We start from the raw sequence: 23466 nt of genomic DNA, 5'->3' as shown, positions 1-23466 counted from the left end.
TGGCAAGGTTGAATTAGGCTGATACTCAGCCAGTAAAGCGCGCTGTTTATAGTAAGTGGTGATAGAGACATTATGGTGTTGGCAAAATTCGATATTAGTGCCACTAAACGAGCCGCGTTGTTGAAGTAGCATCTGCCACTGAGTAGTTGTTCTGTATGTTTTCATCACCTGCTCCAAATTTATCATTGAGCAGGTATTTTTAGACAATCAGAACATCGATGCTAGGTGTACTTCGCTAGACGCATACCTGGAATGACAGTGCTTAATCATCAGCTTCCGCTGTTAAGCAGCAAACGAGCAGTAAAAGAATCTAACGAGCCATCCATTGTTAAATTTGCAGAGTGTACGCTTGTAGAAAGGCATACCGATAACTGGATAGTTGGTTGGATTAAGCATTGGCATGTAAGTGACCGTTGACGGCATGGCCGCTCTTTCACATCCATGAAAATTTAATGGGCCACCCATTGTTAAATTTTAAAAAAGGGATGGTGGGTATAATTCTGTTTGCTTTGCATGACTCGCAAGCAACACCAAATATAAAAGAGATACACCTTCCCCTGCGAAGTTGTCGAAATACGCAGATAAAAATGCCGTGGCGACATCATGGATGATGGCGCAGGCTCGGGGGGACAGGGATGTCCCATCTGAGCCGTTAGGCAATTTTTATTGGAGTATTAGACCAGTCACTAATGCATGTAACTTCGCTAGGGGCGTCTTGGAGAATCCAAGGAGGATAGGACGAGCAGTCCTCCTTGGTCGGGTGTGGGGTGAAGCCCCACGATCTTGATTTACTTTGGCTGTTAAGCCGCAAACGAGCTGCAAAATAGTCTGCCAACCTTTGATAAGAACGAAAGCGAGAACAGACATATTTCTTTCTGAGTTATTTACAAGAAAAATATAGGAGTCTTTGAGTATTCCAAGCTTCTATCACTTGGCCATAGGGTTATATAAAAATGGCAGTCTTACGTGTGATAGATTGGAGACTATCCTAATGATAAATTGGTTGAATACTAATATATTGGCAGACATTTAAGCTGAACAAAAATAGTGGGTTAAGCTCTTATTCTCAATTACAATGCACTATTTTCATTCGCTAAATGCGGCATTAAACGAGCAGGAAACCCAGTATGAATATCCCAATGATTACCGCGCTTCAGAGTGCGATTACCGAAGCGCTCGCGAGTATACCAACCACTGAGGCGGAGCAGATCTATGCATTGTCTTTCTATATCAACAACGAATATGACGATCCCCGTCTACCTACGCTGACAGTCGGCTATAACACAGTCGATGAGTGGCATGCCTCGATTCCAAAGGCTTCTAGCTCTGACGAAGCAAAATGGAACTATGCCTTCTGGCTTCAAAACGAACTCCTCGTCTTTGGGGATTCTGACTCTCAGACTGCGGATATCTTAGCTCGCTGGGTGGCCGATCTCGGTCTCGGGTACAGTGATGCGGAGGAAGATGTCGATTTTGATCGCTGCCTTGAGCTCGGTCAGGAGATAACCGAGCAATTTGTTGCCGCAGTATGCGTTGTCGCTTCTACACTCCATTCCAACTTAACCGTTAGTCGCGTTTTCGGTCGTTCTGTACCCATCATAGTTCACGAGCTCGAGTACTATAACGAGATCGCAGATCAGACAGAGGCCTGTAACCCTCCCAGACTCGCCGAAGAGTTCGTTGCTTGGGTGCGCTCAATCTAACATTAGTTATCAGTTATAGGTGGTAAGGATATAGGGCTGATTGGTTGGCGGTTTCAATAAGTCTAATCACATAGCTTAATCACATAGCTTAATCACATAAGAAAAAGGATGCATCGATGAACGAAGAGCAATACGAGAAGGGTCTTGAGGTGCGTCGTGCTGTGATGGGCGATAGCTATGTGGATAAGGCGCTCAATAGTGCAACCGATTTTACCCAGCCGCTGCAAGATTTAGTCACGGCCAATTGCTGGGGTGAAGTTTGGGTGCGTGATGCCATCTCAAGGCAAACGCGCAGTTTGATTACCATAGCGACGCTGGCGGCATTAAAGGCGCCGACTGAATTAAAGGGCCATGTGCGGGGCGCGCTAAACAATGGCTGCTCGGTTGAAGAGATCCAAGAAGTCTTACTGCATTGCACCGTTTACTGCGGTATGCCTGCGGGGATTGAAGCTTTTCGAGCGGCGAAAGAGGCGATTGAGGAGTGGCAGGCGCAAAACAGTTAGCTCACTTGGTATTAATCATTTTGAGCGTCAATGGCTTGGAGGTTTAGTTGCTGTGAGATTTAATTACTTTGAGGTTTAGTGGTTTTAACATTCGCTAGGGGAGCTGAGTTACGCGCATTCCCCTAGCGCATGATGGCTACAAACTTGAACAGTCTGTGCTTATTTTTGTAGCTGGGCTTTTGCGGCTTCTACTTTTGAGAAATCCAAACCGAGTTCAAGCACGGCTTCTTTGATCAAGGCCGGTTTCTGCATCACTAGTCCCAGCAGTTGTTGTAATTTTTCGGCTGGGATACCTAATTGACCGAGCGTGCCCATCGCCATTAATGGATTTTCGGTTAATGTTTGAAACAGTTCTTGGATTTTAGCGTCACTGACGTTGTGTTCTTTTAAGATGGCAATAATGGGATTCATTGCATTACCTTGTTGATATGAAAGTTAAACAGGTGCCGATTTTATCACAGTTCTGCCTGAGTGGTTGCCTCACACATGCGTACCCGTTGGATGTTGCCACGCTTTGCCTATGCCATTAAGCGCATTAGATTTTATTCCCAATAAGCTTTACTCTGGTGACGTATTTCCCAAAATCTGCCGATAAAACCTGAGCGACTGTCGTGCATCGTGAGCCGTTGCATTGGATATTATGGCTCTAGATATCATGACTCTAAGATATTGTGGCTCTAGATATTATTGCCTTAGATATCATGGATCAATGCGATTGGGTAATCGCTGGCTTTTATCATCCCTTAAAAATAGAAAGGAACAGTGGTTATGCTTGATGTTGTCGCGAACCAAGACAAAAGTATTGTGGTTAAACAGTTGCGATACGGGCGTGATAATGAGGTGTTAGTCGTCGATGAGTGGCAACTGAACCCTGCTGAACATTGGGCGATTTTCGCGACCGACAGCTATTGTGGTTCCTTGCTCGGGCGAATATTAACGGGTGATATTCTGCCCGATGAAGGGACGATTTCTGGCCTACCGCAACGTATCGGTTGGGTGTCACTTGGGTTGCAACAAGCATTGCTGGAGCGCGAGTTAGAAAAAGACGAACTGGATTACGGTTCGAGTGTCGAATCCTTAGTGTTGGAATGCTGCCAAGATGCCAAGCAACTTCCAGCATTATTACAAAAGGTTGGGCTTGAGCCTCTGCGCCTGCGCGGTTTTCGGCAATTATCCACGGGCGAAACGCGCAGAGTCATGCTGGCACGTGCACTGGCAATGTTACCGCAATTGCTGATTTTAGATGACCCTTACGCTGGGCTCGATGCTGAACATCAGGCGAGTTTATCTGAGCTGCTGAGTGAAGTGGCCGAGCATAGCCAGTTGCTGATCATTACCTCACGCCAAGAAGAATTGCCGCCGTGTATCAGCCATGTAGCGCTGTTTAATGGCGAGATGCTCAAATCGGGGCAGAGTGTGCATAAACTCAGCCCGTCGATGTCGATTGAGCAATGGCACAATCATCCTGTGATGGCGCAGTTGAATGCGTTATCCGCCCAACGTAGCGATGAACTCTTGGCCTTAATGGAGCGGCAAAGGCACAACGCTGAGGCGTTTGATCCTCTGGTCGAGATTAAAAATGGCAAAGTGGAATATGTCAGTGGGCTGATTTTCAGCGGCGTGAATTGGCGCATCGAGGCAGGGCAACATTGGCAAGTTCGTGGCCCCAATGGCTGCGGTAAAAGCACTTTGCTGGGGCTGATTTTAGGCGACCATCCTCAATGCTATAGCAATGACATCACGCTCTTTGGCCGACCTCGCGGAAGCGGCGAGAGTATTTGGCAGATTAAACAACGGATTGGCATAGTATCGTCGGCGCTGCACTTGCAATATCGCGTCAGTTGCTCGGCATTAGATGTGCTACTTTCGGGCTTTTTTGACTCTATTGGCTTGTACCATAAACCCACTAAACCTCAGCTAGATTTGGCGAAGGAATGGTTGGCGATTTTGCACATGACAGGGCTGGCGAGCACCAGCTTTAAGAAGCTCGATTATGGTCAGCAGCGGTTACTGCTGATAGGTCGCGCCTTGATTAAACAGCCACTGTTGCTTATTTTAGATGAGCCGTATCAGGGCTTAGATTTCATCAATCGCACCTTAGTGATGCGGGCGCTGGAGATGATAGCCGAGCATCATCTGAGCCAATTGCTGTATGTGTCGCACCATAGGGAAGATGCCTTACCTGCGATTAAAAACTTTGTCGATTTTATCAAGCAAGATGACGGCTATTCGGTACAGGTGAACTACTGTGAGTCTGAGGATTTAACCCGTTTAAATCAGTAAATGCCACCTATCGCAGCAGCTTAACGGCTGCTTATTTGTTTTGAGAGTTTGTCATTATCCCTCTGCACCACAATGCAGGTTAAAATTGACCCTACAGGGCGCTAGCCATTGAGTGTGTTAGTCACGCTCAATGGCAATATATCTGTGGCGCGAAAGATTTTCGTATTCCAGTGAAAACTGAGATGCACCACATATCGATAATGAGGGTATCGCCCTAGTGTTTAATCCCCCATTCGTCAGACAGCAGTTCTGTTAATTAGTCATGCTTGATATAGGTAACTGTGAGCCGTCTTACAGTTTTGAATGTCGTTGGCGCGAATAATAGTTTCTGGCCTAGGCCAGAAACTCGTGACAGTTTTATGGTTCATCCACTGAACTTATTCATCAAGTCAGTTATCACGCTTGAGAATCCAGAACGATGGACTCCCTTAGCGAGATGAGCCCGAGTGTTACTCGTAGTACCGAAGATGTGCACTAAGACCTAAAACACGATTTCAAGACATATAAGACTATTTCAAGACATATAAGACTATTTCAAGACATATAAGACTACTTAAAGTTAAAGATAAAAATATTTATGCCAAGACCCAAAAAATGCCGTCAATTATCGAGCTGTGTGCCCTGTAGCCTATTTAAGCCTAATGGGATCCCTGCGGTTAAATTAACCCATATTCAATTAGAGGCCGATGAGTTTGAGGCCCTCGAACTGGGTGACGTTAAAAGATTAAGCCAGATCGAAGCCGCGGCCTTGATGGGGATCTCTCGGCAAACCTTTGGATACCTTCTCGCCAATGCCCGTAAAAAGGTGGCGACGGCTATCACTCAAGGTCAAGCCTTGAGGCTGCCAACCCAAACAGACAAGGATTTATCATGATTATTGCCATGCCGATGAGCCGCGAACGCCTCGCCAGTCACTTTACGAAAGCCCTACAGATTGGCTTTTATAATGAACAGCTTCAGCTGATCAAGCTGGTCGATAACCCGGCAATTGAAGGTGACTGTAGTGCTAAAAAAGCCTTACTAGAGCTGATTATCCAACAGGGTACCAATATTGTACTTATGCAGAATATCGGTGAGCGCATGTTAGGAAAGTTGCTTGATGCGGGTATTAGTGTGAGCAAAGGTAGTGCCAGCCAAACAGTGGCGACTTTGCTGGCACAAACAGCGGATCTTAATCTTAGGTTGACGGATGCATCCCAAGGTCGCGCTTCACTCAAACATGCAGCCAAGGGCGGATGTTGTCATTCAACAGGTGACGGCTGCGGTTGCAGTGGTAAAGCGAAAGCAGCACCTGGTTCAACACGTCTTATAAGCACGCCAGCAGTACAGGTTAAGCTCGATAAGTCAGTGCATTACGCTGGGTTTAGACCCTTGGTAAACAAATAATATCATCGTTTAATTTGGATTATTCCGTCACAGTTAAAGCGTAGGGGCGGGCAAGCGCCCCTCGAATATCCGCTAATGAAAACACCTTGGAAAACCGTCCAAAGGTTTTGCCATAAAACACACATTCCACCACAGGCAAGGCAAATACATTGCGGTTCGCCGCTATCTCACCTTGGGCTTGGCAATCAATATAGGCCATCCGCATCTGCGGGAATTCTTGCACCAACATCTCAGCAATTCTCGGTTTGAGCGTTTGACACACACCGCAGTTTGGCGCGCCAAATAACAACAGCACCGCCGCATGCTCAGTTAACATGGACTCCAGTATCTCAGGTGAATCAATGTGCGTGATGATATCAGTGTGCATGCGTTGCCATTTGGAAGTTGTTATGGGTATGAATTCATGGGCTAGTTTGCGTATTTCTAGGGTTAAAGCCAGCCCATTGTTACCACGCTACTACCGATAAATTGACCAAGGTAGAATAAGCCAAGCATGAGAAGCCCGATACTGGCAGCAATCACTCCGATTTGCTGTATGCCTGTCAGGCTATCTCGCCATTGTTTTAGATTATTTATCATTTCACTACTAGCTACCTGCTCAGGCTTAAGGTTATACGCGTGACTTTACATATGTCGCATCGCTAACTGCACCACTGGCGCTCGCAGGGAATTCCATCATCGTCACCATCCATTTGAGTATTGGGGCAATGTTGGATGTAGAAAGTCGCCTCAGCACAGGAACTCATGTGGCTGCAATGGGTTTTACCCGCTTCACATTGGAAACTTGGTGTTGCCGTTGCTTGTGTTCGCGCTTTAGTTTCATACATGGGCATTGGCTGAATGTCTTCATTCGTGAGGACAGGTACTTCATCGATTGCAGGAGCTTCATTGAATTCTTGGTATTGTTTAAAGCCAAAGATAACTATGGCCACGATTATTAGCAGCGGGATTATCGTATTAAAAGAGGATTTTCGTGAGTTATGGTAATGCGCTTTGTCTTTATTATTGAAGTTGAAGTTTTCATTACGTGATTGGACATGAGTGTGGGAATTGGTGCGTGGCGAAGAGCTTGCCGCTACCACAGCGACGCCTTCAATCGAGGCGATAACCGCTTTTCTTTTGCCGTCATTTTGCACTTCCGTTTGAAACAGAATGCTGTCGCCCACTATGGGTTTTCTCGCCATCTTTTTCAGCACCGAAATGTGAATAAACACATCTTGGGCTGCGTTTTTTTCAGGCTGAATAAAGCCAAATCCCTTTTCATCGTTCCAGCGTACCAGCACGCCTCTATCCATGAGCATTTTCTATGTCCTTAATTTAACCGCTTAATATTTTTAGTTATTGAATATCAATACTTACTTGAGTCGTGCCTATTTATCTTTTTTAAGGAGCAAACCGTACTTAGGTTGACGAATCGGCTATTCAATGTTGGATGCTAAGTTACTCAAGCAAAGGAAGTTTTGCAATTTTTTATCTTGAATTTGCTTATGTGTGACTCATTCGCATTGAGTGTATGGCGGTGGGGAAATGTGAGCACTTAGCAGGAACGGTTGGCATTTTTGTAAATTCAATACAAACAATAGATTGCATTAATAATAAACAAAGTGATCAAAAAATGTGCATGAAAACTTGCAATTTTACTGTGTGCTACATAGTATTTGCTGTGTGGCGCACAGTGTGTGTGACACAGTGTTAAGGATAGGAATTCGACAATGACAAGTTCACAGCTAGTCAAAATGCGACTCGAGTTGCGCCGTGGGGTATTAGTGTTGGCGGTACTGGGATTATTAAAACAAGCCCACTACGGTTATTCGCTCCGCAAACAGTTGCAGGAAGGCGGTATCGATATTGACGAAGGGACTTTGTATCCCTTAGTGCGCCGCCTAGCCGATCAAGGATTGTTGGATAGTGAGTGGCGACAGGCCGAAGGGCGTGAGCGTCGTTATTACCAATTGTCGTCATTGGGGGCTGAGTTGCTCGGTCAACTGACCGATGAATGGCAGCAACTTAATGGCGCCTTGGCTTTTTTACTGGAGCAAAGCGCTGACACTAATGGCTCTGATATGAAAAGCTCAGACGAGAGTGCAGAGGAGATTTGATATGGAATTAGTCGATCGCTATATCGCCGCGGTGCAGCGAGAATTGCCCGAGAACAAACGTCAGGAAATAGGCCGTGAATTAAAAGCCAATATCTGCGACCAATTGGATGCCCTATCTGAACAAGGCGAATTGACTGAAGCGCAAATTGTCGCAGTATTAAAGCAAATGGGTCATCCCTGTAAGGTCGCGCAGCAATTTGTTCCGGCAGTGCCTATTATTGCCTCTGAGGATATTCCGCTTTTTAAACATACACTTTTCACTGTGCTTGGGGTCTTGTTTGTGCTGCAGGTTGTGGGCGGCACGACTCAATGGTTGGGCTCTGCAGAGGGGGATCTATTAGGATTTATCCACCATATTGCCAAAGGTTTTATCGGCGATGCCTGTCTTGCCTTTACCGCTATCCTGTTGGCCTTTTGGAGTTTCTCGGCTCAGGGGAAACCGCTATCTGGCAGCAATTGCCAAAAATGGCAGCCGCAGAATTTGCCTAAGGTTGGGCCCGGTTGGCAGCATATTAGTTTAAGCGATGTGTTTACCGATCTGGCGACATATCTTTTTCTCTTACTTGTGATCTGGTGTTCTGTGTGGATGAGTAGCGAGCAATTAGCCGCGCGGACTGTGATTTTCAGCGCCAATGCTCAGCAATTGTTGCAATGGTTTAGCCTTATTATTTTGCTGTCTATGGGCAATAGTCTCTGGCAACTACGCCGCCGAGTGTGGACTACTGAATTGTTACTGGCGAATATGGGGATCAATCTTGCTTATGCCTTGTTCTTAGTCTTTCTGGCCTTTAGTTCGCCACTATTACAAAGCCAAGTACAAAACCAAGGAGCTGAATTAAAAGGTGAATTTACGTTATTACAGTTAGAACATTGGCTAAGTTATAGTCTAGTGATTGCCGCTATGTTCCCTGGCTATGAGGTGATTCGCGATGGGTTGCGTTGGCGTAAACTCGCAAGCAAATAAGTAAGGTTTAGCCTAGGTTTTGTAGGTGAGTTTTATTCACTTTTTCATCGAATACATGGCCTGTTCAGTATGATTGAACAGGCTTTTTACATTAGTGCCATCTTCTGTGGAGAAAGTAAGCCACGACTTTTACCGTCGATGCAGATTTATTCTGGGGTATCGCCATGATTCATTTCATTATTAAGCGATTTTTGGGCCTGTTGTTTGTAGGTGTCAAATATACCTTCTTGCTTCATCTGTTTTAGCTCCCGAGCAAGATTAACGGCGAGTGCCGCGTGACGTTTATTTAAGTAACCATAGCTGGTGAGTTCTTCTAGGGTGGCAATCGCGATTATTTTGCTGCCTTGAAACTCAGGCGTTTGTAATAGATCCAATGAGCTTGCCTCCGTATCAATATAGATATCGATTCGGTCGCGGAGCATTTTACGAAAGGAGCTCGCGGGGGATGAAGATTCAGTCAGACGCTCCTTAGGAATGAGTCCCTTTAGCTTTTGTTCTGCGAGGAACACGCCTCGATAGTATTCGATCTTGTATCGACTCTTTTGCAGTGCTTGCCAGTCAGGTATTTTGATTTCGGGATTGTGCGCGAAGGCAATTAAATGGGTATCGATAACCGGTTCTTCAATTCGAATGAGGTTGGTAAACTTTTCGCCATAATGAGATACACGCCCCGGCTCGCCATCCACTTTACCTGAGTCCGCCATCATACTGGCGCGGGCTGCAGGAACCACTTGATAGGAGAAGTCATATCCTAAGCGTTCAAAGGCTTGGGCGTAAATCAGTTCAGCCCATTTAAAGTAGAAGTTATGTTTGGGGTCCTCATAAAACGCCATCGTAATGATAGGTTTATCAGCAATCATCGCTGTGGTTTCTGCTGTTGATTTGCTGGTTGCATGAACCGAGACACAAAAGAAAAGGCCTACCCACACTCTCCAAATGTACATATTGCTCCATCGTTGCATAGCGTGTCTCTAAAAGTGTTGAGTTATTTAGAGTATAGCTAGCCTGATAAATGGGTTCATTTTTATTCAAGCAAGATTATTTTATTTCCATGATTTCGCACTAACACACGGTTGAAATGTGATCTGCTGGCGGACATTTTGTCCTTTTGGGTTTAAAAATGTGCGATACGGCACATAGAAATGATATTTGCCTGTATTTTGCTGGTTTTTTATTCATCAGAGTTTGAGCTTGATCGGTTTTTTGCTTGTAAATAAGGCGTTAAATCCCTGCCGTCTATCACCTGTAGTAGGAAAGAAAGGATGAAATCGGGACTGGGATTATCAGGAATGCGGTTATCAAAGCTTTGGTTATCAATGACGTGGTTATTACCTCTTTGTTGTTTATCGAGTGCCGTAGTGGCAGAGGCGGCAACGGACAATATCGAACGCCTTGAGGTGCGCGGCAGGCAAATTAACACCTTAGGCCATAGTACTTCGGCATCTGAGGGGATAGTCGGCGCGGCAGAAATCGAGAGTCGACCCCTATTACGAACCGGCGAAATCCTCGAATTTGTTCCTGGGATGATAGTCACTCAGCACAGTGGTTCGGGTAAAGCGAATCAGTATTTCTTACGCGGCTTTAATTTGGATCATGGCACAGACTTTAATACTCGAGTCGATGGTATGCCTGTGAATATGCGAACCCATGGGCATGGTCAGGGTTATACGGATCTTAACTTTTTGATCCCTGAACTTATAGGCGAGATCCATTATGCCAAAGGCGCTTATTATCCTGAGGTGGCCGATTTTTCTGGCGCGGGTGCAGCCCAATTACTGCTGGCAGATCAACTCCCCCATAACCAAGTTGGGGTGACGTTGGGTGAATATGGCTACCAGCGACTCGTGGCGACTCAGGAGTTAAACACTGACATGGGGCGTTTTATTTGGGGTGGTGAGGCACAAACCTATGATGGCCCGTGGACGGATATTGATGAGGATGTGAGTAAGATCAGTCTCGTCGGGCGTTATTTAACTCGGCTCGGCGAGGGTGACTTGAGCGTCACTATGATGGCCTACGACAACAACTGGAATTCGGCGGATCAGATCCCCGCCCGTGCGGTGGATTCTGGATTAATTGATTTTTATGGATCTTTAGATAAAGACGTCGGCGGTGAATCTAACCGTTATAGCGTTTCAGCTAATTACGATGCGGGTGATTGGCAGGGAAATGTCTACGCCATTCGCTCGACTATGAATTTATTCTCTAATTTTACCTATTTCTTAAACGATCCCATCAATGGTGATGAGTTTGAACAAGTCGATGAACGCACGATTTGGGGCGGTGATCTTAAGCGTGATTGGCAGACTTCACTTGGTGGCACTCAACTGAATTACAGTGTGGGCGGCGATGTGCGTTATGACGATATTGGCGCAGTGGGTTTGTATAACACTCAGGCGCGACAACGGCTGAATACGGTAAGGCTTGATGAAGTGCAAGAGTTGTCGAGTGGCATCTTTGGCAAAGTTGAGTGGCTGCCAGCTGATCAATGGCGTTTTAATCTTGGGCTGCGTTACGATTATTTTGATGTGCAGGTCGACAGTGATAATCCGCTTAACAGTGGCGATGCGTCCGATGGTATGTTCAGCCTCAAAGCCGGCGCTTCTTATTTGTGGAGCGATAATCTTGAGTTATATGTTAATGCAGGCCAAGGGCTACATTCGAACGATGCCCGCGGTGCGACGATTAAGGTTGACCCCGTGAGTGGCGATGAGGTCGAAAAAGTCGATCTGCTCGTGCGCTCAAATGGCGGCGAATTTGGGGTGAAATACTATGACAGGGACTTTATTAATTTCTCTGCTGCGATCTGGTATCTGCAACTAGATTCAGAATTAGTATTTGTGGGCGATGCCGGTAACACTGAGCCGAGTCGTGCATCTGAACGTTATGGTGCTGAATTAACGGCTTATTATTGGTTGAATGAGGCAATCAGTATCGATATGGAATTAGCGTGGACTAACGCCAGATTTACTGAAAATGAATTTGAAGAGGGCAAGTATATCGATGGCGCGGTTCCCTTTGTTGCCAGTGCGGGCATCACCTATCGACCCGACGGCGATGGCCTGTATTCGAGTGTACGCGTGCGGCACCTTGGTGAGCGGGTGCTCGACAGCTTTAATGACCACAAGGCTGATGTGACCACATTAGTTAACCTCGCATTAGGATACGAGTTCCGCCGCTTTGACACTAAGCTTGAGCTGCTCAATGTGTTTGATAGTAAAGATCACGACATAGATTATTTTTATGCCTCTCGTTTGCCCGGCGAAGCAGCCGAAGGGGTTGAAGATCAGCATTATCATCCTGTTGAGCCACGAATGGTGAGAGTCAGCGTGAGTTATCATTTCTAGTGATATTCATCTGTTAAGGCGATATCGAAGGTTATTACGTATGTCGCCGAGCAAAAATGTATCTCAATTAAGCGTCCAGATAGTTGGGCGCTTTTTTCTGCAGCACTCATTTAAGCGCTAATTTAAGCACTAATCTAAGCCCAAATTTAAGCACTAATCTAAGCCCAAATTGCTTCAAACTATGTGGCTGCAATAATTTACTATTCCCGCGCTGACAATGGAGGCTAGAATGATGACGAGTCGATCTGAGTTTCCCCCCTGTTTTACAGCTGATGCTATAGGTAATCGCCGCGAGTTATGAGTACTGCAACACCCATTGAAAACATTAATTATTGGCGTCATCCTAGCTTATCAGGCATAGAACTGAGTCAGGCGGAATTTACGCATTTCAGTTTTGATAAACATGTGCATCTGGATTACCACTTAGGCGTAGTCACTCAAGGTGCGCAGCAGTTTGTGAATAAGGGCAGCAGTTATCAGCTTGGTCAGCATAGTTTATCGACCTTAAATCCCGACGAAACCCACGATGGTCAGAGCCGCGATGCCGACGGTTATCGGGTGAAAGTGATGTCGATCCCCGTGGAATATATGAATGAAGTCAGCCAAGAACTGGGTTTGAAGGAGCACTTTTTCAGCGCGCCTATGGTGGATGACCCTACGCTTTATCAATATTTTATTCAGCTACACGAGCTATTAATTCAAGGCCAATGCAGTGCGCTTGCGGGTGAGTCCCACTTACTGAATTTTATTCATCTGCTGCTGGAGCGTTACCCGAGCGGTATTTCATCTTGCCTATCTAAACCGAATCAACCGCAGGGGTTATCTAAGTTGCAGGTGAGCTTAGTGAAACAGCGAATTCACGATGAGCCTTGGCATAATACTCAACTTGAAACCTTAGCCAATGAAGTGAATTTAAGTAAGTTTCAGTTTTTACGGCAATTTAAACAGGCAACAGGGATGACTCCCCATGCTTATCTCAAGCGGGTGCGTTTAGAGTTGGCGAAAAAGTCCTTAAGTCATGGCGCTTTAGTGGCGGATGTGGCGCAGCAGTTCGGATTTTTCGATCAAAGTCATTTAAACAAAGCTTTTAAGCAGGCATTCCTATTATCGCCAGTGCAATTTCAGCGGCGTATGCTCTAATTTCCCCCCGTCTTTCGACGCCGCTGGTTTTTAAAAAACACTGAATAGTGCAATTTATTACAATTCAGCGCTGCGACAAATTGCCATACTGGCTGCCTCAGTTATCGTTATTAACTTTTTTGCGGAGCCGCATATCTATGGATTTATCTTTATTACTCACCTTGGCTGTAATCCATGCCGTTGCTTTAATCAGTCCCGGGCCCGATTTTGCCATTATGGTGAAGATTGCGACTCAGCAGTCCAGAAGCACTGCGGTTGCCGCCGCTGTGGGGATTTCAATAGCCATTTTAGCTCATACGATTTTGAGTCTGACCGGTGTGAGTCTACTCATTAAGAGTTCGCACACTCTGTATCTCTTAGTGCAAATTGTGGGCGCTTCTTACCTCGCTTGGATGGGGTTTGGTGCCCTGCGTGCCGGTCTTGCGATACTCGCTAAACGTAAAATGAGTGCCAGAGTCCATGTAGGGACAAATGATGCTGTCATTAGCGCTAGTGACGTTGAAGGTGTGGCGTCTGTTGCTGGTGGCTTAGGTGGCGCTATGTCGCGCAGGCAAGGTTTTTTGACTGGGTTTTATACTAATCTATTGAATCCGAAAGCATTAGTGTTTTTCTTAACCCTGTTTTCGGCCTTGATTACCCCAAGTGTTACAACGAGCACTAAAATCGCTTCTGCTATTTTGTTGTTGTCTTTGTCATTGGCATGGTTTGGCTTTTTAGCGGTAATGTTGTCAAAGGCGCAGGTGCAACTTAAATTGCAGCGACTAACACCGGTTATCGATGCGGTTATTGGTGTCATCTTTATGTCAGTAGCCTTGGCGATTTACTCAAACCTATTATTAACCGCTTAGTCAGGCGCAGTGTAAATCACCTTAGGTTTTAGTCTGAGGCACTTATGGTATTCTTGGCCTTTAGTCTCAGCAGAGACATTTGGAGTAAGGGATAAAGATGCCATTCGCCTCACGACTCAAGGGAAGCAAATTAGCTGTTTTCAGCCAAGTTAAACTGATGAATATCGCGTTTTCTGCGGCGTTAATATTCTGCGTTATGGGTTTAAGCATCAATGCAAACGCCGCTGATGAAGCCATGCCACAGGAATACATCCCTCTGGTGCAGGGGCTTATCGACGCCGCCAAGGCCAATGATCTTGAGGTGATTGCTAAGCGTGTGGCTTACCCGCTTAAACGTGAATATCCGATCCCAGCGATTCAAAATACGCAGGAAATGATCGCACGTTTCGATCAGGTTTTTGATCCTAAGCTGCTTGAGCAGATCGCCCATTCTAAGATTGAAGCCGATTGGCAGACGATGGGCTGGCGCGGCATTATGCTCGGTAGCGGTGTTGTGTGGCTGGATTTTGATGGCAAGATCATCGCCATTAACTATCAAACACCGGTAGAGGCAAAACTGAAAGCAGAGCTTATTGCTAAGCAACAAACGGCATTACATCCGAGTGTGAGTGAGTTTGTCAGCCCAGCGTTATCTTGGGAGACTGCCAAGTTTACCATTCGTGTCGATGATATGGGGAACAGCCAATACCGCTATGCCGCATGGGCAAAGAGTAAGGCATTGAGTGAAAAGCCAGATTTAGTGCTGAATAAAGGCAAACTCGTTTTTGATGGCAGTGGAGGGAATCATTCATACCAATTTCGCAGCGGCCCATACCAGTATCACTGTTATGTCACCGTCTTAGGCGGCAGCGATAGTCCTCTAGGCGAGCTAGTGGTGTTTAAGAATGACCAAGAAATACTGACACAAGCTGTCATTAAAGCAGACTAGTCTCGTTTCCCTATCCCTATGAGTGAGATTTAAAGCAGCGACTATCCGTTGATAGTCGCTGCTTTAGTAATCCATGTTTTAGAAAGTCACTGGTGCAACAATGCTAATCTTAACTAACCCTCTCGCTGTTCGTTTAGCTAAAAAGCTACTGTCCAAAAGCGAGTTACTTACTGTTCACTCATGCTATCGCGTTTTCTCTGCTGATTAAGAGTGAAACATTAAAGACTGATAAGTATTTGATTATTTATGCATATTGCCTGCCTTAATCGAGTTCTGCACAAGTTTGTCATGATAATGCGCAGAATACGTCGACTAAGCGCTAAAACACTCGAAAATTGCACTTTAACTATAATTAAAGTGAAAATTTATTTCTAATCTGTACAGTGTGAGTATGACTCTTATAGCTTCTAATATTGAGGTCAAAATCCGTATGCCACTACAGATGGACTTGTTGCGTGTTGATGAGTGAATGACATGGCAAACCTCTATGAGTGGATATCAGCAAACGCAAAACTGCTAACAACTAAAATTATTGGTCCCAAACATTAGTCTTCAACACATATCTCTATCCAAATGTGAGTTATAACATTCTGTGGAAATGACTATTCACGTAGCATTATTCAGTCGGTTTTAATTCGCGAAATAAAAAAGAGCATTAAGGATGAACTTAATGCTCTTTTTTATGGATAAATGCCTGCTCAAACTGTGTTGCGGTAATGGGTTTACCGTAGAGATAGCCTTGGCCTAAGTCGCATTCTTCGTGACGAATAAAGGCATCTTGTTCTAGGGTTTCTACGCCTTCGGCGATCACTTCCAAGTCCAGTTTCTTACCAATGGCAATAATTGCCTTTGTTAACTCTCTATTTTGTTCGTTTTCTTCGAGTTTACTAATAAAGCAGCGATCGATTTTTAAGGTGTCGAAAGAGTATTTTTGTAGATAACTTAAGGATGAGTAGCCTGTGCCAAAATCATCTAGGGATATGCGGATACCGAGTTCTTGTAGTTTTTGGATGGCATTGTGGGCAATGTGTTCATCCTGCATCAGCATGCCTTCGGTAATTTCAAGTTCTAAGGCGGTGGGGGGCAATTGATAGAGGGTGAGTAAGTCGGCTATGTGTTCGCTAAAGCGGGGATTGCGCATTTGCAAAGGGGAAATATTGATGGCGATTTTAAACTCTTGGCCTACCTCGCGACACCATTTTGCCGCCTGAGACAGCGCGGTATGCAATACAAAATTGCCAATATCGATAATCTGGCCATTACGTTCAGCTAAGGCGATGAATCTGTCTGGGGCGACATTGCCAAGGATGGGATTATGCCAGCGCAGCAGGGCTTCGGCACCAATCACTTGCTTCGTCTTTAAGTTAATAAAGGGTTGGTAATGCAGACTTAATTCGTTCTTGTTCAGCGCATCGACCAAGTGGGATTCCAGTTGATAGCGTAGGTTTAAAGCGGCTTGCGTATCTTGATTAAAGAAGCTGTGAGTTGAGCCATCAGCCTTGCTGATCGTCATGGCAGCTCCGGCTTTTTGCAGCAGGATGGCGGCATCGATACCATCCATAGGCGCTTGTGCTATGCCCATGCTCGAGGGAATCGTGATTACAAAATCAGCCACACCAAAGGGCGTGTTACAGCAGTTAAGCACTTTATTGATGAGTTTATTGGTTTCGTTATTCGAAGGTTTGTGGGCTTGAATAATCACAAACTCGGCGCCAGCGATGCGGGCGATAAAGGTGTTTTCATCGGTATAGTGCTGTAAACGTTGGCTGAGAATAGTGAGAATTTTATCGCCAATCAGGTAACCATAACTGTCGTTGATGGATTTGAAATTGCGCAGCCCAAGATAGAGTACTGAAATCTTTTCTTTGCGATTAACTTTTTCGAGCATGATCGACAGACTATTAATCAAATTGATGCGGTTGGGTAATCCCGTGAGCGGATCGTAGCTTTTATGGTATTCCAGTGAGGTTTCGGTGGAGGTGCGGTTTTCGATTTCTTTAATGAGCTTACCGCTAAGTTCGGCGAGTTCATGGGTGCGCTGTTGTACTTTTTGCTCTAGCTGCTGATTGTGCAGTTGTAGCTTAGCCTGTTGATAAAGGGTGACTAGGTTAGCTTCGATACCATTTTGAAACCGAGCGAGTAAGCTGCGAAAAGATTGGCGGTAATTATGCTCTTGGCTATCGAGCATGCAGATAGTGCCAAAGGCACTGCTATCTGGCCAACGTAAAGGTAAACCACATTATGCGATCATGCCGAGTTTAATGTCAGGATTTTTGTCCCAGTTTTTATCTTTTAGGGCGTTAGGAATGTGGAGTTCCTTACCTTCTTTGATCACTGTTTCGCAGTAAAGCCCGTGGCCTAAACTGTCTTTATCATGTTTTTTATAGGGATTACCTTGGGTGCGGCTCGAGGTAAAGACCTCAATATCGGTTTGATGGACACGCATGATCAAAGCGGCGGGAGTGTCGACTAATTCAGAGAGCAAATCTAAGGTTTGTTGCCAGTTATCAACCATTTCTTGGGGAACAACGATTTTGTCTGTGTCGATAGCAATGTCGGCAAATAAACGATCTTTTTGAGACTGGTTAATGGCGAGGTTGTATGGCATGAATGCTCAGTCCTAGAGGCGCGATACTATTCATAAACTATAGTCTTTTTACTCATGATGTGAGTCTTTTCGGTAAATTTAGTTACTGCAAAATCTCGGTTCTATCTTAAATACTGCGCTGTTAGATCTCTTAAGTGTTAGGTAAGAATTCAACGGTACTCTAACACTAAATGTTCTGGTTTTTGGATTTATTAGTGAATAACTATCTGAAAGATAAAGTTATGATGACATTTATGGATTTTGCTAAGGGGCATTTAATTACGCCGCTTTTAGTGTTTGCAGTGATCATAGTGGGGCTTGAATGGACTCACGCTGATATGAAAGTCGCGACTTTGTTATTTCATTGGCAAGGGGGCATCGACTCTTGGCCATTGAGAGGATATTGGTTGACCGAAGATTTACTGCATGTCACTGGGCGTAACTTTGTCATCTTGCTGGCGGTGAGTGTCGTAGTCGGCATTGCCTTTAGTTTTCGAAGTGACAGGGTAAAACCGTACCGCAAGGGCCTGATTTACCTATTTAGTAGCGTATTGGCGAGTGTGTTGCTGGTCCGAATTGGCAAGAGCGTTACTCACATGACCTGCCCGTGGGATGTGATTGAGTTTGGCGGCCATATGATACATTCATCCTTGTTTTCTCGTTTACCTAAAAGTGCTGAGTTTGGTCAATGTTTCCCGGGTGGTCATGCCAGCGGCGGGTTTGCTTGGGTTGCCTTGTATTACGTGCTGCGTGAGTATCGCCCGCATTTAGCTAAGTTTGGATTAATCTTTGGTTTGAGTTTAGGCCTAGTATTTGGCATTGGCCAAGAGTTACGCGGCGCCCACTTCTTGAGTCATGATTTATGGAGTTTAGCCATAGCATGGACGTCCGCTAGCCTACTCTACTATGTGTTTTTTCTGCGCTCGCCTGCGTTTAGAAAGTCTAAATTGGTCGCTTTGGGTCAAATGTTCAAGGTTATAAGTAGTGGAATACCGCAAAAATAACGAGCTGCGAAGCTAAAGCCCTGAGTCCTTATTGGGTTCAGTGTTTTTTTATGGCTTAAAATCTAAATTCGAAGCGCATATCAGGTCTGCGTAGGCGAGATCTTTCATCTAACAGTTGGTTTTTTTCGTTGAGTAGGCTGTTTTTCTGTTTCAATAAGTCAGCCTTGTCGGTGAGATTATTGATCTTGCCATCAAGACTGCTTATTTCTCTCTCTATGGTATTTAAGCGATCGGCAATCTCAGTTAAACGTTTGTTGGTCAGGTATTGTTGATGGCCTTGGTTATAGCGCTCAACAAACTGGTTATTACTGCAAACCCCATAATAACTTTCTCCCGCTAAGCCTACGCGGTAGCCATTTTCTGGCACGCAGTAACTGGCTAACCCTTGCTGGTATCCTTGTTTCCACTGCGCGGTATCGACACTGAGATTAAATTCACGACAATCTTTTTGATATTGATTTAATTGCCCAGAACTTGTCCCACGGTTGCCATCGGCAAGCCCAAGGGCAAACCAATCACTATTGGCGCATTCTTCAATAGATAAGCTGCTGCATTGAGTCAGGGATAAGACTGAAAGTGCGAGGAAAATGCTGGGATAGTGCATGGATAAGTTCTCTATATGTTGTGGCGTTTAGGATAAAGGCTCTTATGGGGGAGATCTAGCTATATATACCGCCGTTTATACGGTCATAGATGCGTTTTGTTGGGCTGAATCCATCACAGTTTAGCGGATGAAGGCATGATAACCAGCTGATATTGTGTTAGTTTGTGGTTAATACTTTAAATGTCTGCTTTGGTGCTCGCTATGATTTCACTTATTTCATCTGCGTATTCAGCTTCATTACCGGCAGTTAAGTCGGCTCATCAATCCCTTGATACCGCCGAGCCAAGCGGACTTAAATCCTTTACCTATGGTGCATTAGGGCTGGCGGCTCCTAAAGCTGAGGTCAGTTTTGATGGCAATGCAAGGAGTAAAATATCTGAGCCTAGTGCGGATGATGTAGATGACGTTAAGAGTTCAAACGACACTTATTACAGTGCAGGCCAAATATTGAAAGCGGCGGCGACTGTGGGCAGTGTGATTGCCTTGTTTGTTTGAGTTAAGTTCCTGCACCAATTTAGCTCTGGGTATTATTTCAACTGGCTTGAATTGGTATATTCGCCGCGGAATATGGCTTGTTGTTTTGAGTCTGGTTTTATTTGGGTGAGCATAAAAGAATATTCTTTTAGTTAAAGTGGTATTTTCAGTCTCTTTCTTTGCCAAAGCGCTGAGTAAATCTGGTATTGTGTTTAACACGCAAGTGCATTAGTTTTTACTTAAAATTCGTTTAACAATCCTAAACTATATTCATCAAACTTCCGCTGGAGACCGCTTTTGTATGAAGATTTGCCCGCAGTATTCCATATCATGCCTAAGTAAGGTATAAGGGCGCTATGAAAACTCCGAAACGAATCCAACCCCTGGTTGATGAAGGACTGGTCGATGAGGTCATTAGCCAGTTAATGAGCGGTAAAGAAGCGACTGTGTACGTTGTACGCAGTGGTGATGATATCCGCTGTGCCAAAGTCTATAAAGAAGCGGACAAGCGCAGTTTTAAGCAAGCTGTGTTATATCAAGAAGGCCGAAAAGTCCGTAACAGTCGTCGTGCGCGCGCGATGGAAAAAGGGTCTAAATTTGGCCGCGATCAGCAGGAAGAAGCTTGGCAAAATGCCGAGGTTGAAGCACTTTACCGTTTAGCGAATGCAGGTGTGCGGGTGCCAACGCCTTACGGCTGTTTCGATGGTGTGTTGCTGATGGAGTTAGTGACGGATGCCGAGGGCAATGTCGCGCCGAGATTAAACGATGTCAGTATGTCGGCAGAAAAAGCATTGAAGGATCATGCGTTGGTGATGACCTATGTTAAACGTATGCTCTGTGCGGGGTTAGTGCACGGTGACTTGTCTGAGTTTAACGTGTTAGTTGATAGTGAAGGGCCAGTGATTATCGACTTACCTCAGGCCGTCGATGCCGCTGCAAATAACCATGCTAAATGGATGTTAGCGCGTGATGTGAATAACATGACTCAATACTATGGTTTGTATGCTCCTGAGCTGCTAAAAACACAATACGCCAAAGAAATTTGGGCCTTGTTTGAAGCCGGTGAATTGAAGCCTGAAACGCCATTAACGGGTGAGTTTACCGAAGTGCTGGTTGAAGCCGATGTTAGTGCGGTCTTGGAAGAAATCCAAGCAGCCTTCGAAGAGGCACAAGAGCGTAAGCAGCGGATCCAAGAGGCAAACGAAGAAGACTATTAATCGTCAGTCGTTGTTTTTCACCCATAAAAAAGACGCTCAAAGTAGCGTCTTTTTTATGCTAAAAATTAAGTGAAATTATTATTTTTGTTATTGATTTTATTGTTGTTATTTAATTTTTGGCGTTAGCCAATCCTTGGCTTAATCCCCGATGGAAGCTGGGGCCATCCTTGTTGCTACAAACAAGCTAGCAATCATCGAACAGTGTGATAAAAGGACAAGAGTTGAGAGAGAAATATGTTCATGACTTGGGGGAGCACAATTCACATATTTAATCTTTGGGGAAGACAACTCCCTCAATCCTTGCCGAAACCTTGGTCACTCTTCAGTCAATCTATGTAATACCAATCACGGCCTTCCTTGGCGCACTACACTCATTGCAGTGCTGGATCATCATTGATTCTGTGAATAAAATGACAAGGCCAGAGAGAGAAATATGTTCATGACTTGGGGGAGCACAATTCACATATTTGATCTTGGGGGAGATAACTCCCTCCCTAGTCTTGCCGAAACTTTTGCATTGTCCCTATCCGTTTATTGCTGTTAATACTATTTCCCAATCTTCGCTGGGTTCATCAATTTGGACGACAAGGCCGGACTAAAAAGGGCGCTGTTATTATTGTTGTTAGCACATCTTTTACATCGTTAGCGTTATCAGCAGGGCGATATGCAATCTCGTCCGGCCTTGTCTATTCGGGCACGTTTAGCTTGTTGTACAGGCTAACCTATCGTGCGTAGCTCTTGATTGAGCTGTTTAATTTTTTTCTGTAGCTGGGCAATCTCACTCATTAATGCGCATTCTCTTTGCTGGGGTTGCAGATCGCTTTCTCGCACCCATTGGTAGACTGCCTTAGCAGATAAACCGTATTGACGTGCAACATCCGACAGTAAGCGACCTTGTACTTTAACCTCGGTGATAACATGTAGCTTGAGACTATTTTCTGCGATTCCCATGAGCGTTCCCTCTTTTACTGCCTTCGAACCAAAATATGACCGTTTGCGTTGCCTTTTATTGATGATAGTGACGCTGTTCTAAATCCCACTGGCTCAAACCTAGATGGCGCAGACAAATCCATTCGTGGCGACATAGTGCGATAAAGTTCATGACCGTTTTCATACTTCCTCCTTCATGACCCTAAATACTCGAGCCCATTTTCTGTCTCGATAGGTCCATTTAATTTGGATTAATCCTGTTGAAGTCGACTCTAGTTTTCGGCGATGTTTACCGCGTCTGACTGTCTACTCACTTAGTAGTATGTAAAATTCGTGCCAATATTCTAATTTTTATTTTATCCTTTTAAATCATTGCATTGCACCTTCGATTAAAACGGCGTTATTTTTTAGTGCTGCCAATAAAGGTGCAAGGTGCACTATTTCGGTGCCATAGACTTGATATGAAATTGGGCGGTACAAGCCATGATTGAAGCCCGAAATCTGTATCTTTGCTGACTAAAATCTGGATTAGCATAATTGAAGATGGATAAAGGATTGTCTCCAGCGCAATTGCTTATATACTGCCTGCTTTGTGGCAATCCCTAGGTCATTCGTATTACCTAATGGACGTGATATTTCTTGCCCTTTTGAGCGGTATTCACAGTCATCAATCATATAAAGAGGTTATAAATGATGAAGTGTTTTCAGGCAGTGCAATCTAAACCATCCCTGTTAGCCATAGTGGTAATGACAACCGCGCTAGTTGCATCGGGTTGTACAACAATCAATCCCTATTCAAACGAAGAACAAACCGCTAAAGCGACCAGTGGCGCATTAATTGGTGCCGTCGCGGGTGCCGCAATTGGAGTGGTATCTTCGAGCAAGAGCGACCGCGGTAAAGGTGCTTTAATTGGTGCTGCATCGGGCGCTGCAGTCGGTGGTGGTATTGGTTATTATATGGATGTGCAAGAAACCAAATTACGCCAACAATTAGCCTCAACGGGCGTGAGTGTGACCCGTAACGGCGATAACATCATTTTGAATATGCCTAATGAAGTGACCTTCGGCGTAGATCAAACCGAGTTAAGTGACGGTGCTAAACGCGTGCTGAATTCAGTGGCGGTTGTGGCCAAGGAATACAGCAAAACGCAGCTTAACGTATTAGGTTATACCGACAGCAGTGGCTCAGACTCTTACAATTTACGTCTGTCACAGGTCCGTGCTAGCGAAGTTGGTAATTACTTGATGAGTAAAGGCGTTGCCTCTGCCCGTGTAAAATCAAAAGGTATGGGTGAAGCGAGTCCTATTGCATCAAATGCCAATGCAAATGGCCGAGCACAAAACCGCCGCGTTGAGATCATACTAATACCAACGGGTAAATAGTCTGGTCTAAGCACAAAGTTCTCGCTGAAAAAGTCGCCAGGGGCGACTTTTTTGTTTTCAGTGGTG

General features: G+C 45.0%; 21 protein-coding genes and 1 pseudogene. 15 read left to right on the top strand and 7 right to left on the bottom strand.

The window, feature by feature from the left end; translation table 11 throughout:
- The first annotated feature begins 1127 nt into the window (after positions 1 to 1127).
- Together L5M38_RS17085 and L5M38_RS17080 are read left to right on the top strand one after the other, a co-directional pair.
- A complete protein-coding gene (locus tag L5M38_RS17085) occupies positions 1128 to 1703 on the top strand; it encodes a hypothetical protein (RefSeq protein ID WP_263179771.1) in 576 nt (191 codons plus the stop codon).
- Positions 1704 to 1819: 116 nt separating this feature from the next.
- Positions 1820 to 2206, top strand: coding sequence for a carboxymuconolactone decarboxylase family protein (locus tag L5M38_RS17080; protein WP_198573438.1), 387 nt, complete (start codon positions 1820 to 1822; stop codon positions 2204 to 2206).
- 159 nt (positions 2207 to 2365) lie between these two features.
- Here L5M38_RS17080 and L5M38_RS17075 read toward each other — a convergent pair whose 3' ends face one another.
- Positions 2366 to 2617: a DUF2999 family protein gene (locus L5M38_RS17075; RefSeq protein WP_006083102.1), complete on the bottom strand. Its 252-nt coding sequence runs from the start codon at positions 2615 to 2617 to the stop codon at positions 2366 to 2368.
- Between the two features lie 357 nt (positions 2618 to 2974).
- On the opposite strand from L5M38_RS17075, the gene L5M38_RS17070 reads away from it, so the two are divergent.
- The 3 genes from L5M38_RS17070 (at position 2975) to L5M38_RS17060 (ending at position 5875) form a co-directional block, all read left to right on the top strand.
- On the top strand, positions 2975 to 4489 hold the full coding sequence (locus L5M38_RS17070; RefSeq protein ID WP_263179770.1) for an ATP-binding cassette domain-containing protein: 1515 nt from the start codon (positions 2975 to 2977) through the stop codon (positions 4487 to 4489).
- A 577-nt stretch (positions 4490 to 5066) separates the two neighbouring features.
- Positions 5067 to 5363, top strand: coding sequence for a DUF134 domain-containing protein (locus L5M38_RS17065; RefSeq protein ID WP_012088215.1), 297 nt, complete (start codon positions 5067 to 5069; stop codon positions 5361 to 5363).
- Positions 5360 to 5875 carry a NifB/NifX family molybdenum-iron cluster-binding protein gene (locus tag L5M38_RS17060; RefSeq protein ID WP_263179769.1) on the top strand — a complete coding sequence of 172 codons (516 nt, stop codon included), beginning with the start codon at positions 5360 to 5362 and terminating at the stop codon, positions 5873 to 5875. Before L5M38_RS17065 ends, L5M38_RS17060 begins: the two co-directional genes overlap by 4 nt.
- Before the next feature lie 19 nt (positions 5876 to 5894).
- Here L5M38_RS17060 and L5M38_RS17055 read toward each other — a convergent pair whose 3' ends face one another.
- On the bottom strand, positions 5895 to 6242 hold the full coding sequence (locus L5M38_RS17055) for a thioredoxin family protein (protein ID WP_263179768.1): 348 nt from the start codon (positions 6240 to 6242) through the stop codon (positions 5895 to 5897).
- A 274-nt stretch (positions 6243 to 6516) separates the two neighbouring features.
- The gene (locus tag L5M38_RS17050; protein WP_263179767.1) at positions 6517 to 7176 is read right to left on the bottom strand and encodes an excalibur calcium-binding domain-containing protein; all 660 of its coding nucleotides are present in this window, start codon (positions 7174 to 7176) and stop codon (positions 6517 to 6519) included.
- Between the two features lie 411 nt (positions 7177 to 7587).
- Here L5M38_RS17050 and L5M38_RS17045 point away from each other — a divergent pair, with 411 nt between their 5' ends.
- Complete coding sequence (locus L5M38_RS17045; protein ID WP_263179765.1) at positions 7588 to 7974, top strand: PadR family transcriptional regulator; 387 nt, start codon at positions 7588 to 7590, stop codon at positions 7972 to 7974.
- A gap of 1 nt (position 7975) precedes the next feature.
- Positions 7976 to 8938, top strand: coding sequence for a hypothetical protein (locus tag L5M38_RS17040; protein ID WP_263179763.1), 963 nt, complete (start codon positions 7976 to 7978; stop codon positions 8936 to 8938).
- 146 nt (positions 8939 to 9084) lie between these two features.
- Here L5M38_RS17040 and L5M38_RS17035 read toward each other — a convergent pair whose 3' ends face one another.
- Entirely contained in the window at positions 9085 to 9900 is an 816-nt protein-coding gene (locus L5M38_RS17035) for a transporter substrate-binding domain-containing protein (protein WP_263179761.1), read from the bottom strand.
- A 327-nt stretch (positions 9901 to 10227) separates the two neighbouring features.
- Between L5M38_RS17035 and L5M38_RS17030 the strand changes: the two genes are divergently transcribed.
- The 4 genes from L5M38_RS17030 (at position 10228) to L5M38_RS17015 (ending at position 15201) form a co-directional block, all read left to right on the top strand.
- On the top strand, positions 10228 to 12285 hold the full coding sequence (locus L5M38_RS17030; RefSeq protein ID WP_411569311.1) for a TonB-dependent receptor: 2058 nt from the start codon (positions 10228 to 10230) through the stop codon (positions 12283 to 12285).
- Positions 12286 to 12582: 297 nt separating this feature from the next.
- Positions 12583 to 13425, top strand: coding sequence for an AraC family transcriptional regulator (locus tag L5M38_RS17025; RefSeq protein ID WP_113939990.1), 843 nt, complete (start codon positions 12583 to 12585; stop codon positions 13423 to 13425).
- 137 nt (positions 13426 to 13562) lie between these two features.
- Positions 13563 to 14273, top strand: a complete 711-nt coding sequence (locus L5M38_RS17020; protein ID WP_263179757.1) for a LysE family translocator — start codon at positions 13563 to 13565, stop codon at positions 14271 to 14273.
- A gap of 97 nt (positions 14274 to 14370) precedes the next feature.
- Positions 14371 to 15201, top strand: a complete 831-nt coding sequence (locus L5M38_RS17015) for a hypothetical protein (RefSeq protein ID WP_263179755.1) — start codon at positions 14371 to 14373, stop codon at positions 15199 to 15201.
- Between the two features lie 667 nt (positions 15202 to 15868).
- Here the strand turns inward: L5M38_RS17015 and L5M38_RS17010 are convergent.
- Positions 15869 to 17809: pseudogene (locus L5M38_RS17010) on the bottom strand (EAL domain-containing protein).
- Between the two features lie 224 nt (positions 17810 to 18033).
- Between L5M38_RS17010 and L5M38_RS17005 the strand changes: the two are divergent.
- On the top strand, positions 18034 to 18792 hold the full coding sequence (locus L5M38_RS17005) for a phosphatase PAP2 family protein (protein WP_263169213.1): 759 nt from the start codon (positions 18034 to 18036) through the stop codon (positions 18790 to 18792).
- Positions 18793 to 18847: 55 nt separating this feature from the next.
- Here L5M38_RS17005 and L5M38_RS17000 read toward each other — a convergent pair whose 3' ends face one another.
- Positions 18848 to 19396, bottom strand: a complete 549-nt coding sequence (locus L5M38_RS17000) for a DUF2799 domain-containing protein (protein ID WP_113939984.1) — start codon at positions 19394 to 19396, stop codon at positions 18848 to 18850.
- Between the two features lie 180 nt (positions 19397 to 19576).
- Between L5M38_RS17000 and L5M38_RS16995 the strand changes: the two genes are divergently transcribed.
- Both L5M38_RS16995 and L5M38_RS16990 read left to right on the top strand, forming a co-directional pair.
- Positions 19577 to 19891 carry a hypothetical protein gene (locus L5M38_RS16995; protein ID WP_168825509.1) on the top strand — a complete coding sequence of 105 codons (315 nt, stop codon included), beginning with the start codon at positions 19577 to 19579 and terminating at the stop codon, positions 19889 to 19891.
- A gap of 335 nt (positions 19892 to 20226) precedes the next feature.
- A complete protein-coding gene (locus L5M38_RS16990; protein WP_028759534.1) occupies positions 20227 to 21087 on the top strand; it encodes a PA4780 family RIO1-like protein kinase in 861 nt (286 codons plus the stop codon).
- A 717-nt stretch (positions 21088 to 21804) separates the two neighbouring features.
- On the opposite strand, the gene L5M38_RS16985 is transcribed toward L5M38_RS16990, so the two are convergent.
- Complete coding sequence (locus L5M38_RS16985; RefSeq protein ID WP_106649408.1) at positions 21805 to 22038, bottom strand: transposase; 234 nt, start codon at positions 22036 to 22038, stop codon at positions 21805 to 21807.
- A gap of 672 nt (positions 22039 to 22710) precedes the next feature.
- Here L5M38_RS16985 and L5M38_RS16980 point away from each other — a divergent pair.
- Positions 22711 to 23400, top strand: coding sequence for an OmpA family protein (locus L5M38_RS16980; RefSeq protein WP_263179772.1), 690 nt, complete (start codon positions 22711 to 22713; stop codon positions 23398 to 23400).
- Positions 23401 to 23466: the final 66 nt, after the last annotated feature.

This window comes from Shewanella sp. SM101 (genome assembly GCF_025654465.1).
Classification (GTDB): Bacteria; Pseudomonadota; Gammaproteobacteria; order Enterobacterales; family Shewanellaceae; genus Shewanella; species Shewanella oncorhynchi.
This window is presented reverse-complemented; position numbering and strand designations above follow the sequence as displayed.